This window comes from Bradyrhizobium sp. JR3.5 (assembly GCF_054057015.1).
This window is the reverse complement of the sequence record NZ_JBSRYV010000002.1, coordinates 2,019,259-2,031,191: the sequence shown is the minus strand read 5'-3', so window position 1 is coordinate 2,031,191 and position 11,933 is coordinate 2,019,259. Positions and strand designations below refer to the sequence as shown.

General features: G+C 66.2%; 9 protein-coding genes and 1 pseudogene. 4 read left to right on the top strand and 6 right to left on the bottom strand.

From position 1 onward, the window contains the following. Positions 1 to 15 precede the first annotated feature (15 nt). The 3 genes from ACVWW1_RS26600 to ACVWW1_RS26590 all read left to right on the top strand — a co-directional run bounded on the left by ACVWW1_RS26600 (position 16) and on the right by ACVWW1_RS26590 (position 2,180). Positions 16 to 912, top strand: coding sequence for a cytochrome c oxidase subunit 3 (locus tag ACVWW1_RS26600; protein WP_092119134.1), 897 nt, complete (start codon positions 16 to 18; stop codon positions 910 to 912). A 63-nt stretch (positions 913 to 975) separates the two neighbouring features. Beyond that, on the top strand, positions 976 to 1,362 hold the full coding sequence (locus ACVWW1_RS26595) for a DUF983 domain-containing protein (RefSeq protein ID WP_092119130.1): 387 nt from the start codon (positions 976 to 978) through the stop codon (positions 1,360 to 1,362). Continuing rightward, positions 1,359 to 2,180 (top strand): SURF1 family protein, encoded by an 822-nt coding sequence (locus tag ACVWW1_RS26590; RefSeq protein ID WP_456657964.1) that lies wholly within the window; start codon positions 1,359 to 1,361, stop codon positions 2,178 to 2,180. Before ACVWW1_RS26595 ends, ACVWW1_RS26590 begins: the two co-directional genes overlap by 4 nt. Positions 2,181 to 2,274: 94 nt before the next feature. Here the strand turns inward: ACVWW1_RS26590 and ACVWW1_RS26585 are convergent, their stop codons facing one another. Genes ACVWW1_RS26585 through ACVWW1_RS26570 form a run of 4 tightly spaced genes read right to left on the bottom strand, consistent with a single transcriptional unit; the run spans position 2,275 to position 7,668 of the window. Further along, positions 2,275 to 2,931: a hypothetical protein gene (locus tag ACVWW1_RS26585; RefSeq protein ID WP_456657963.1), complete on the bottom strand. Its 657-nt coding sequence runs from the start codon at positions 2,929 to 2,931 to the stop codon at positions 2,275 to 2,277. Between the two features lie 20 nt (positions 2,932 to 2,951). Then, positions 2,952 to 6,071: an efflux RND transporter permease subunit gene (locus ACVWW1_RS26580; protein ID WP_456657962.1), complete on the bottom strand. Its 3,120-nt coding sequence runs from the start codon at positions 6,069 to 6,071 to the stop codon at positions 2,952 to 2,954. Beyond that, complete coding sequence (locus tag ACVWW1_RS26575; RefSeq protein ID WP_456657961.1) at positions 6,068 to 7,267, bottom strand: efflux RND transporter periplasmic adaptor subunit; 1,200 nt, start codon at positions 7,265 to 7,267, stop codon at positions 6,068 to 6,070. The genes ACVWW1_RS26580 and ACVWW1_RS26575 overlap by 4 nt, the downstream gene beginning before the upstream one ends. After that, positions 7,264 to 7,668, bottom strand: coding sequence for a hypothetical protein (locus ACVWW1_RS26570; protein WP_456657960.1), 405 nt, complete (start codon positions 7,666 to 7,668; stop codon positions 7,264 to 7,266). Before ACVWW1_RS26570 ends, ACVWW1_RS26575 begins: the two co-directional genes overlap by 4 nt. Before the next feature lie 227 nt (positions 7,669 to 7,895). Between ACVWW1_RS26570 and ACVWW1_RS26565 the strand changes: the two are divergent. After that, positions 7,896 to 8,729, top strand: a pseudogene (locus tag ACVWW1_RS26565) (LysR substrate-binding domain-containing protein); the annotation flags it as partial. Positions 8,730 to 8,921: 192 nt separating this feature from the next. Here the strand turns inward: ACVWW1_RS26565 and ACVWW1_RS26560 are convergent. Both ACVWW1_RS26560 and ACVWW1_RS26555 read right to left on the bottom strand, forming a co-directional pair. After that, entirely contained in the window at positions 8,922 to 10,526 is a 1,605-nt protein-coding gene (locus ACVWW1_RS26560) for a DHA2 family efflux MFS transporter permease subunit (RefSeq protein WP_456657959.1), read from the bottom strand. Further along, positions 10,523 to 11,803: an HlyD family secretion protein gene (locus ACVWW1_RS26555; protein ID WP_456657958.1), complete on the bottom strand. Its 1,281-nt coding sequence runs from the start codon at positions 11,801 to 11,803 to the stop codon at positions 10,523 to 10,525. Before ACVWW1_RS26555 ends, ACVWW1_RS26560 begins: the two co-directional genes overlap by 4 nt. Positions 11,804 to 11,933 lie beyond the last annotated feature (130 nt).

The window sequence follows — 11,933 nt, the reverse complement described above, 5'->3', positions numbered from 1 at the left end:
AATGGAGAGACGGCAATGGCTGAGGCGCAAGTCAAGCATCACGACTATCATCTCGTCGACCCGAGCCCGTGGCCGGTGGTCGGCTCGGTCTCGGCCTTCATCATGGCGCTCGGTGCGATCGGCTGGATGCACCACATGTTCTCCGCCGCGCCGATCGTGTTCGGCGTCGGCACCATCGGCGTGCTCTACACCATGGCAAGCTGGTGGGGCGACGTGATCAAGGAAGCCCAGTACAAGGGCGACCATACCCGTGTGGTGCAGATCAGCCACCGCTACGGCATGATCCTGTTCATCGCCTCCGAAGTGATGTTCTTCGTCGCCTGGTTCTGGGCGTTCTTCAATTCGGCGCTGTTCCCGGCCGATGCGGTGCACGCCACCCGCGATGCGGTGTTCGGCTGCGGCGCCGGCACGGCGATGGGCGCCTGCTCGGTCCCCGGCACCTGGCCGCCGCATGGCATCGAGACCTTCGATCCCTGGCATCTGCCGCTGCTCAACACGCTGCTGCTCCTGACCTCGGGCACGACCGTCACCTGGGCGCACCATGCGCTGCTGGAGAACGACCGCCAGGGCCTCAAGCAGGGCCTGATCCTCACCGTGATCCTCGGCGCCTGCTTCACCTGCGTGCAGGCCTATGAGTACGCCCATGCGACGTTCTCGTTCGGCGGCAACGTCTACGGCTCGACCTTCTTCATGGCGACCGGGTTCCACGGCTTCCACGTGCTGGTCGGCACCATCTTCCTCTTGGTCTGCCTGATCCGCGCCTATGCCGGCCACTTCACGCCGAAGCAGCACCTCGGCTTCGAGTTCGCCGCCTGGTACTGGCACTTCGTCGACGTGGTCTGGCTGTTCCTGTTCATCTGCATCTACGTCTGGGGCCACGGCGCCGAGTCCATGGCGCACGGCGCACACTAACCACACTGACGTGCTAATAGGGGGCGGCCCGATGGCCGCCCCCTTTGCTTTTGAAGAGAACCGATGACCGACACCCCGCCCACTGTGACCGAAAGCGCGCTGCGCGGCATCGCCTGCCGCTGCCCGCGCTGCGGCAAGGGCAAGCTCTATTCCGGCTTCCTGACGCTGGCGCCGCGCTGCCAGGCCTGCGGCCTCGACTTCGCCTTCATCGATGCCGGCGACGGTCCGGCGATCTTCGTCATCATGCTGGCCGGCGCCATCGTGGTCGCGGCGGCGCTGATCGTCGAGGTGAAGTACCAGCCGCCGTTCTGGGTTCACGCCGCGCTGTGGCTACCGTTGATCGTGGTCACCACGATCCTGCCGCTGCGTTCGATGAAGGCGCTGCTGATCGCGCTGCAATTCCACCACAAGGCCGCCGAAGGCCAATTGATCGAGCGCGACCCGCAATGAATGATGCGACGAACGAGGCGTTTTCCAGCGAAGTGGGCACCGGTTCGCGCGGAGGAAACGCGTCAAAGGGCTCTCAGCGGCCGAGCGCGGCCGGCTTCGGTATTTTCACGCTGATCCTGATCGCGGTGTTCATCGCCCTCGGCGTTTGGCAGTTGCAGCGCAGGGTCGAGAAGCATGCGCTGATTGCCGTGCTCGACGAGCGGTTGGCCGCCCCGACCGAGGCGCTGCCGCCGCCATCGGCGTGGCCTGCGGTGACCTCGGCCAAGGATGAATTCCGCCGCGTTACGCTGACCGCAACCTACGCGAAACAACCGGACGCCATGGTCTTCAGCTCCGGCTCGGCAGTACGCGACGATGTCGCGGGACCCGGCACCTGGGCGTTCCTGCCGGCCAAGCTCGCCAGCGGCGAGACGGTCGTGATCAACACCGGCTTTGTCCAGAACACGATGCAGGACCGTGCCTTCGAGGATCGCGTCGCCGCCCGTCTCGTCACTGGCGCGCCGGTTGAGCTGACTGGTTACATCCGCTTTCCCGAGCCGCCGGGCCGGCTGACGCCGAAGGAAGATCTGCCGAAGCGGCTGTGGTTCGTGCGCGATCATCGCGCGATGGCGCAGACGCTCGGCTGGGGACAGGTCGCGCCGTTCTATATCGACCTCGAGGCGCCGGTGCCCGACAGCGGCACGCCGAAGCCCGGACCGCTCAAGGTGCGGCTCAAGGACGACCACATGCAGTACGCCATCACCTGGTTCTCGCTGGCCGCCGCGGTCACGATCGCCTTCGGCCTTTGGTGGCGCGGCCAACGCCGCCGGGCGGTCTGAGAGAGACGCGGTGATTGCTGCGGCGTGCTGCGCGGGCCTGCCCGGCTATTGCAAGCAGAAGCGCGATGACGATTCGACCCGATCTCATCGCGCGTCAGGTGGAGAGCGCCTGGCCGGCTCCCACCAGGCGGATCCACATGTCGCCCCATAGCGCGCCGAGAATCCCGGTCAGCACGAACGCGGTCCAGAACAGCGCGGGACGCGCGATCCGCGCCCATCGGGCCGCGGCGACCGCCGGCAGGCCGATTGCGACGGCCAGCAGCACGATGGACGAGCCGGTCTGGCCGGGGTCCACCACCCAGTCGGCTAATGAACTGGCGAATGCCTGCGCCAGCATCGCGACGATCCAGAACGGAGCCTGGTCGCGGACCGTGCCGACGCAGAGAAATCCCGTTGTTCCCGCCACCCGGGCCCAGACGATCAGGGCGAGCGCGAACAGCGCCGCCAGCTGAACGGAGGCGACAAGATCGCCGATCCCGAGCGACCGGTCCGCTATATGGGCCAACGCCGCGCTGAGGACCAGGACGCCGACCAGCACCGGCCAGAAGGCGATCCGACCGGCACGGTCGCGCGCATACAGGACCCCGATCGACACCACGCCGGCCGCGGCCAGGACGTGGCTGCCCTTGCCCGCGACCGCATGGCCTCCGATTTCGCCCAGCATTGCGGCAAAGGTCCTGATCGCCCAGAAGCGGAACGCGGCCTCGCGCACTCCGCTCGTCCCTCGCATCTCTATGTGACGCATGTCCATGCGCGTCTCCGCGGCAACGTTCAGCTCGACAATGTCGGATGTGCCGCAGGCTCAGCTGAACGGCTGCGGCGCATTCGGTTGATCCATTGGGTCAAGCCGTCGAGATAGATGTACACGACCGGCGTCGTGAACAGCGTCATCAGCTGCGAGACGATCAGCCCGCCGACGATGGCAAAGCCGAGCGGCTGGCGCAGCTCCGATCCGGTGCCGGTGCCGATCATCAGCGGGACGCCGCCGAGCATCGCGCACATCGTCGTCATCAGGATCGGGCGGAAGCGCGCCTTGCAGGCCAAGTAGACCGACTGCTCGGCAGGGAGATGCTGGTGGCGTTCGGCCTCCAGTGCGAAATCGATCAGCATGATGCCGTTCTTCTGCACGATGCCGATCAGCAGGATGATGCCGACCAGCCCGATCACGTCGAGCCCGAAGCCGAAGGCCCACAGCGCGAGCAGGGCGCCGAGCCCGGCGGACGGCAGGGTCGAGAGGATCGTGATCGGATGGATCGTGCTCTCATAGAGCATGCCGAGGATCAGATAGACGGCGACCACCGCGGCGAGGATCAGGATCGGCGTCGACGCGAGCGCGGCCTGGAACGCCTGCGCATTGCCCTGGAAGCTGGTGATCACGGTCGAGGGCACGTGCAGGTCGGCGGTCGCCTTCTGGACCGCCGCGACCGCAGTCCCCACTGCCGTGCCCGGCGCCAGGTTGAAGCTCAGCGTGACCGACGGAAACTGGCTCTGGTGGTTCACGGCGAGCGGTGCGGTGCCGTAGTCGATGCTCGCGATCTGGCTCAAGGGCACCATCGTGCCCGCGGACGAGCGGACGTAGATGCGGTTGAGCGCATAGGGGCCGAGCTGGAACGACGGATCGACCTCGAGGATCACGTAGTAGGTGTTGAGTGTCGTGAACAGCTGGGCGACGTGACGCTGGCCGAATGAGTCATAGAGCGTGTTGTCCACCGCGGCCGGATCGATGCCGAGGCGGGAGGCCGCGTCGCGGTCGATCTGCAGCTTGAGCTGGCGCGCGGCGTTGGCCTGGTCGGTGGCGATGTCGGCCAGTTCCGGCAACGTCTTCAGCTTCTGATACAGCTTGCCGGCCCACAGATTGAGCTCGTCCTGGTTCACGTCGGTGAGGATGAACTGGTACTGCGTCTTGGACAGCCGGCTGGCGAGATTGATGTCCTGCGTCGCCTGCATGAACACCGACATCCCCTTGATCTTCTGTAGCGCGGTGTCGAGCTGCCGGATCACCTGATCGGCGGAAGCATTGCGCTCGTTTCGCGGCTTCAACAGCACGAAAAGGCGGCCGTTGTTCTCGGTCACGGTCGGGCCGCCCGGTCCGATATAACCGGTCGCATTGGCGACCGAGGGGTTCTTGGCGATGACGTCGATGACGCTTCGTTGCAGCGTCGCCATCTGCGCCGGCGAGATGTCCGCCGACGCCTCGGTGATGCCGGTGATCATGCCGGTGTCTTGTTGAGGAAAGAAGCCCTTGGGGATGCCCACGAACAGCAAGCCGGTCAGGACGACGCTCGCCAGCATGACCGACAGGGTCGTCGCCTTGTAGCGCAACGCCGTGGCAAGCACGGCCTCGTAGGCCGCCTGGATCGCAACAAAGCCGCGTTCCAGCGCGCGCGACACCGCTCCAGCATTGGCGCCCTGGCGCGACGACAGCAGATAGGCGCACATCATCGGCGTCAGGGTCACCGAGACGATCACCGACACCACGATGGCAACGCACACCGTGACGGCGAACTCCTGGAACATGCGGCCGATCACGCCACCCATCAGCAGCAGCGGAATGAACACCGCGATCAGCGAGACCGAGATCGAGATGATGGTGAAGCCGATCTCGCCGGCGCCCTTCAGCGCGGCCTGCATTGGAGAGAGGCCTTCCTCGATATGCCGCGAGATGTTCTCGATCATCACGATGGCATCGTCGACGACGAAGCCGACCGCGATCGACAGGCCCATCAGCGACAAATTGTCGAGGCTGTAGTTGAGCAGATACATCACGCCGAAGGTGCCGATCAGCGAGATGGGAACCGAGACCGCGGGGATGATGGTCGCCCACAGATTGCGCAGGAACAGGAAGATCACGCCGACCACCAGCGCAATGGTCAGCACCAAAGTGAGCTGAACGTCGGCGACGCTGGCGCGGATGGTCTGGGTGCGGTCGGAGGCGATCTGGACCTTGATGTCGGACGGCAGGCTCGACACCAGCTGCGGCAGCAGCTTCTTGATGCCGTCTACCGTGCTGATCACGTTGGCGCCGGGCTGACGCTGGATCGCGAGGATGACGGCGGGCTTGTCGTTGTACCAGCCATGCAGCGTGATGTCCTCGGCCGCCACCACGGCATGCCCGATATCGCGCAAGCGGACCGGTGCGCCGTTGCGATAGGCGATGATCAGATCGTCATACTTGCTCGCGACCAGCACCTGGTCGTTGGTGGCGAGCGTGTAGGCCTGCTGACTGCCGTAAAGCACGCCCTTGGGCTGGTTCACGGTGATGTTGCCGAGCGTGGTGCGCAATTGCTCGAGATCGAGCCCCGCGGCGGCGAGCTTGGCCGGATTGACCTGCACGCGGATCGAGGGCTTTTGCATGCCGCCGATGGTGACGAGCGAAACGCCCGGCACCTGCGACAATTTCTGCGCCAAAATGCTGTCGGCATAGTCGTCGACCTTGGTCAGCGGCTCGGTGTCCGACATCAGCGCGATCAGCAGCACCGGCACGTCGGCCGGATTGACCTTATGGAAGGTCGGCGGCGACGGCATGGTCTTGGGCAATTGCCCCGATGCCGCATCGATCGCGGTCTGCACGTCCTGGGCGGCCGCATCGACGCTGCGGTTCAGCGCGAATTGCAGCGTGATCTGGGTGTTGCCGAGCCCGCTGCTAGAGCTCATGCCGGTGAGGCCGGCGATCTGCCCGAATTGCCGCTCCAGCGGCGTCGCGACCGAGGAGGCCATGGTCTGCGGATCGGCGCCGGGCAATTGCGCGGTGACCTGGATGGTCGGGGTATCCACGGTCGGCAGCGCCGAGACCGGCAGCCGCACGAAGGCGATCATGCCGACCAGCACGATGGCGATGGCCAGAAAGGCGGTGGCGACGGGCTTGCGGATAAAACCTGCGGAGATGTTCATGGCAGCATGCCTGCGCTTGCGGTGGTTGCGTCCTGGACCTGGTCTTTCTTGTCATCGGGCAAGATCTCGACCGTCGTCCCCGGATTGAGCCGGTACTGACCCGCGGTGACGACGGTCTCGTTCGCGGCGAGGCCCTGCTCGATCAGGACCTGTCCGTCGCGCGATTGGCCGGTAGTGACATTGCGGATGCTGACGACATTGTTCGAGCCGACCACATAGGCGAAGCTGCCGTCCGGTCCCTGGCGCACCGCCGTCAGCGGCACGGTGAGCGCGTCGTGACGAATCGCGATCGTCAGATGGACGTTGACGAAGGTGCCGGGCCACAGCGTGTTGCCGGCATTGGGAAAGGACGCCTTCAGCTGCACCGTGCCGGTCGTGCTGTCGACCTGGTTGTTGATCAGCATCAGGCTGCCGTGGTCGAGCTTGCGCTTGTTCTGTGCATCATAGACGTCGACCGAGGCGTCTCCGGACGCCAGCGCCTGCCGCACGCCGGGGATCTCGCCGGACGGCAGCGTGAAGATCACCGCGATCGGCTGCAGCTGGGTGAGGACCACGAGCCCGTTGGTGTCGGTCGGGTGCACGATGTTGCCGGGATCGATGCGGCGGATGCCGGTGACGCCGTCAAACGGCGCGGTGATCGTGGCGAAGCTCAGCTGGGTCTGCGCGGCTTCCAGCGCCGCCTTGTCGAGCGCGACCGTGCCTTCGCCCTGCGTGACCTGCGAATCCTGGGTGTCGAGCAGTTGCTGGGTCGCAAAGCCGCGATTGGCGAGCGGCTGCGTTCGCGCCAGATTGGTCCTGGCGTTCTTCAGGCTCGCCTCGTCGCGCGCCAGCGCGGCCTCGGCCTGGTCGACCTGGGCCTCGTAGACCCGCGGGTCGATCCTGGCGAGCACGTCGCCGCGCTTCACCTGCTTGCCCTCGACGAAATCGACGCTGTCGAGCGTACCCTGCACCTGGGTGCGTATGGTGGCCGTATTGATCGGCGTCACCGTGCCCAGTCCTTCGAGCACGATCGGCACATCATGCTGCAGGACCTTCGCCGCCGTCACCGGAACGACGGGTTTTGCCGCGGCGGACTGCGTCGCTGCCGGTGCATGGTCCGTTGCGCCGTCCGGCCGATGTGCGACATAAGCGCCGGCGCCGATTGCGGCGGCGGCCACCAGGCCCGCGCACGCGATCTTGAAGGTCTTCGATATCATGGGTCACCAGCTCCATCGGTTGTCCGGCGGCCGATCGTTGCGACCAGCTCCAGGACGAAGGTTTCAGTTGCGCTCGCTGCGGCCGCTTCCGTTCCACGGCCGGCGGTCAAATCGACGTGGATGATGCGTGCGTCGAGATCGGCGGCGCGCAACGCGCCGATCAGGCTGCCTTGCGGCGCATCGTCGTTGCGATGAACGACGAGCCGGATCGCGGTCACCGTCGGCACGATGTGAAACGGCAGTGCGTCGGAGGCGACGTCGATCGCGACAATGCCGCCGCAGGGCAGCTCACCGCGCAGCGCCAGTTCGAGCATGCGCCGCGCGACCGATCCCTCGCCGAGCAGGATCAGCTGCCGCGGGATCATGCCGACGCGATCGAGTGCGTCCGCAACGCCGCTCACGATGCCGGCATAGCTCGCTTCGCGGAGCTCGATCGGCAGCCATGTTGCCAGCGGCGTAAGCCGGCGCCAGCGCGCGAAGGTTTCGGGCACGGCGATGGACGCGGCATCGGGGGCCACCAGGACGCCGACCAGCACGCCCGTGGTGGCGCGACGGGACCGGGTTGCGATTGCGCTGTGCGGGCTTTCGGACATGCCCGGAAGCTGGGCTTCGGCCAGATATAATTCAAATGAATTGTCTTTATCCAGCAATTCACATCGTGCATGATGAAGGCATGCGGATGCGCAATCTGGATCTCAATCTGCTGCTGGTGTTCGACGCCGTCATGCGCGAGCGCAGCGTGGTGCGCGCGGCCGGCGCGCTTGCCATCAGCCAGCCCGCCGTGAGCCACGCGCTGAACCGGCTGCGTCATGCGCTGAAGGACCAGCTGTTCGTCCGCACGCCGTCCGGCATGCTGCCGACGCCGCGGGCGGAAGCGCTCGCGCTGCCGGTCCGCAAGGCGCTCAGCGAGCTGCAACTCGCGGTCGAGGGGGATCGCTTCGATCCGGCGCAGGCGGAACGGCGCTTCACCATTGCCGTCAACAATTATGCCGCGGTGGTCGCGGCCGGCTCGATCATCGCCGCGGTGCGCGCCCAGGCACCTAAGGTGCGGCTGACGCTGGTGCCGAGCGGGACGCTCAATCTCGCCGACAGGCTCGACCGCGGCGAGCTCGATCTCGCGATCTCCGCGCGCGCGCTGGACGGCGAGCGCTTCGCCTCCTGCCGGTTGATCGAGGACCGATTCGTCGCGGTGCTGAGGGCCGGTCATCCGGCGTTGCGCAAGAAGCCGACCGGCGAGACGCTGGTCGAGCTGCCGCACCTTGCGATCACCTCCAGCGGCGAAGATCTGGATTTCATCGACGCCTGGCTGCGGGCACGCAAGGCGAGCCGCATCATTGCTTCCGATGTGCCGTATCTGTCCGCCGGCGCGGTCCTGGTGCAATCGAACATGGTTGCGATCCTCGGGCGCAAGCTCGCGCTCGAATTCCGCCGCGCCTATCCGATCGAGATGCGGGAGCTGCCGTTCGATGCATCGAAGTTGCAGAGCGTCATGAGCTGGCACCGCCCGCTTCGACGATCTGCCGGCGCACCGCTGGCTGCGGGACACGATCGTCGCCGCCACCGGCGGCATTTGATCTGCGTCGCGACGATCCCGAATCGATACGCCCGCGCCGATCCGTGGCGCGGGTGTATCGCACTTGACCTCAGCATCTCGTCAATGGCCGACGGGGGCGGGGCCGCCGAGCTTGACCTTGCGCAAGGTCAGCGCCAGCGGGATCGCCGAGAGCGCGATCAGCATCAGGACCCAGAACGCATCCATGTAGGACAGGAACGAGGCCTGGGTCTGCACCTGCTGCCCGATCCACTGGATCGCCTGCTGGTGCGCCTGCGCCAGCGAGTTGCCCTGAGCGACGAAGAAATCGGTGACCTGGTGCAGCGTGTCCTGATATTGCGGGCTCGACGGCGTCACCTGCTCGACCAGCCGGCTCTGATGGAATTGCTGGCGATGCGTCAGCACGTTGGAGACGATCGAGACGCCGATCGAGCCGCCGGTGTTGCGCGCCGCGTTGATCAGCGCGGAGGCCTGGTCGGTCTTGTCAGGCGGAATGCCGTCATAGGACGCCGCCATGATCGGCACGAAGATCAAGGGCAGGCCGACGCCGATCAGCATGCGCGAGCGCGCCATGAACCAGAAGCCGAGATCGCCGTACACGTTGGTCATGCTGTACATCGAGGCGGCGATCACCAGCGCGCCGGCGACGATCAAATATTTCGGCTGCACCTTGGCGGCGAGCCGGCCGACCACGAACATCATCACCATGGTGACCACACCGCCGGGCGAGAGCACGAGGCCGGCCCAGGTCGCGGTGTAGCCGAAATCTTGCTGCACCAGCTGCGGCAGGAACTGGGTGGTCGCAAGCAGGATGGCGCCGGTCGCCAGCATCACCAGGAAGCAGGCGCCGAATTGCCGGGTCGCGACCATGCGCAGGTCGATCATCGGATTGCGGCGGGTCATCTCCCACGGGATCATCAGCACGAACGCCACGGCGCTGATCGCCGCAAAGGTGATGATGAAGGGCGAGCCGAACCAGTCGTCCTCGAGGCCGCGGTCGAGCGTCACCTCGAGCGCGCCGAGGAAGGTCGCAACCAGCGCGAAGCCGATGAAGTCGAAGCTGTTGTTCTGCGGCTGTGCGGCCTTCTGCGCCCCCTTGGCCTTCGCGGGCTCTTGCAGCACCGCTGCGATCAGCGCGATCGCGAACACGCCGACCGGGGCGTTGATCAGGAAGCACCAGTGCCAGGACAGATTGTCGGACAGCCAGCCGCCGAGCGTCGGCCCGACCACCGGCGCCACCACCACGGCGATGCCGAACACCGCAAACGCCTGGCCGCGCTTGGCCGGCGGGAAGGCGTCAGCGAGGATCGACTGCGCCACCGGCACCATGCCGCCGCCGCCGAGACCCTGCAGGATGCGGAACAGCAGCAGTGCGTTCAGATTGGGCGCGAAGCCGCACAGCGCCGAACTCACCGTGAAGATGCCGAGGCAGATCAGGAAGAAGGTCTTGCGGCCCAGCATTCTTGCGAGAAAGCCGGAGGCGGTCAGGATGATGGCGTTGGACACCAGGTAGGTCGTGACCACCCAGGAGGCCTCGTCCTCGCTCACGCCCATGCCGCCTGCGATGTAGGGCAGCGCGACGTTGGCGATGGTGGTGTCGAGCACCTCCATGAAGCTCGCGAGCGCAACCACGATCGCGATCAGCCAGGGATTGACGGCAACGCTCGGAGCCGGGATGCCTTTGGCGTCGATTGCGGCCGCGCTCATTGCTGCCTCCCAAAATTCAACTTCTCAAGACGCTCGAGCAGCGACGGCGCGGGCTTGATCCGCACCGTCGGGACGACAGACATGCCCGGGCCGAGCGCGACGTCGGTCGGCGGGTTGTCCATCACGATCTTGACGGGCACGCGCTGCACGATCTTGACGTAGTTGCCGGTGGCGTTCTGCGCCGGCAGCAGCGAGAACGCGGTGCCCGATCCCGGCTGCACGCTCTCGACATGGCCCTTGATCGTGCGGCCGGGATAGGCGTCGATCTTCAGCGTCACCTTCTCGCCCGGACGCATCTGGTCGAGCTGGATCTCCTTGAAGTTCGCGGTGACCCAGGTCTGGTCGGGCACGAACATCGTGAGGTTGGTGCCGGCCTGCGCGAATTGGCCGACCGCCGCCGACAGGTTGACGACGCGGCCCGGCTGCGCGGCGGTCACCGTCGTATAGGAGAGATTGAGCTCTGCCTGGTCGCGCTGCGCCTCGGCCAGGGCAAGGTTGGCGACCGCGCTCTTGCGCTGCGCCTTCAGCGATTCCACCTGGCGCTGCGCCAGGTTGAGCGTCGCCTGCGCGCTCAACAGAGACGCCTGCTGCTGATGCAGTTGCGAGGTGTACTGCTCGGAATTCTGCACCGTGCCGTAGCCGGTCTGTTCCAGATGCTGGTAGCGCGTCGCCTGCTGCTGGGCGAAGGTCAGCGCCGCCTGGGCCTGGTCGACCTGGGCCTGGTTGGCTGATATCTGCGCCTGCTGCACGTCGAGCTGCGCATCGACATTCTGGATGCTGGCCTGCGCGGCCGCGACCTGCGCCTCGGCCTGCGCCAGCGCGACGCGATAGTCGCGGTCGTCGATGCGCGCGATCACGTCGCCGGCGGCGATGTGCTGGTTGTCGGTGACCGGAACCGCAGTGATGTAGCCGGAGACTTTTGGCGCGAGCGCGAACTGCCGCGCCGCGATGAAGGCGTCGTCGGTGGATTCGAAATGCCCGGTGTAGTCCATGTAGAGGGTGCCGCCGCCGAGCGTGGCGGCGAGCAGCACGGCGCCGATCGCGGAGACCACCGGACGGCGGCGCAGGAAGCCGCGCCGCCGTGGGGCTACCTCCGGCGGGACGATTTCCGGCGCGGCGGGCTCCTTGTTTGCGGGGCGCTCCTGCGCCGGAGCGCGCGCGGTCACCTCTGGCCGCTCGGACGTGACGTTGGGCTCGTGTGCGGCCGGCGCCGAGGGCGAACCCTCGATGCTCTCGTGCCCTCCTTGGTCGCGCTCCAAAACAGTGTCTTCGAACATGATGGCTGCTCCTGCTGTCAGGCGAGGTCTGCAAGGCCTTCGCAAAAGGGAACGATACCGTTCCGTTCTGTGCGGCAAATAGTCTCGCGGCAGCGCAGCGTCAATAGAAACGGAACTGTACCGTTCTATT

Bases quoted from the DNA above. Each gene is read 5' to 3' on its own strand.
- ACVWW1_RS26600 (WP_092119134.1), top strand. From the start codon at position 16: ATGGCTGAGGCGCAAGTCAAGCATCACGACTATCATCTCGTCGACCCG.
- ACVWW1_RS26595 (WP_092119130.1), top strand. From the start codon at position 976: ATGACCGACACCCCGCCCACTGTGACCGAAAGCGCGCTGCGCGGCATC.
- ACVWW1_RS26590 (WP_456657964.1), top strand. From the start codon at position 1,359: ATGAATGATGCGACGAACGAGGCGTTTTCCAGCGAAGTGGGCACCGGT.
- ACVWW1_RS26585 (WP_456657963.1), bottom strand. From the start codon at position 2,931: ATGGACATGCGTCACATAGAGATGCGAGGGACGAGCGGAGTGCGCGAG.
- ACVWW1_RS26580 (WP_456657962.1), bottom strand. From the start codon at position 6,071: ATGAACATCTCCGCAGGTTTTATCCGCAAGCCCGTCGCCACCGCCTTT.
- ACVWW1_RS26575 (WP_456657961.1), bottom strand. From the start codon at position 7,267: ATGATATCGAAGACCTTCAAGATCGCGTGCGCGGGCCTGGTGGCCGCC.
- ACVWW1_RS26560 (WP_456657959.1), bottom strand. From the start codon at position 10,526: ATGAGCGCGGCCGCAATCGACGCCAAAGGCATCCCGGCTCCGAGCGTT.
- ACVWW1_RS26555 (WP_456657958.1), bottom strand. From the start codon at position 11,803: ATGTTCGAAGACACTGTTTTGGAGCGCGACCAAGGAGGGCACGAGAGC.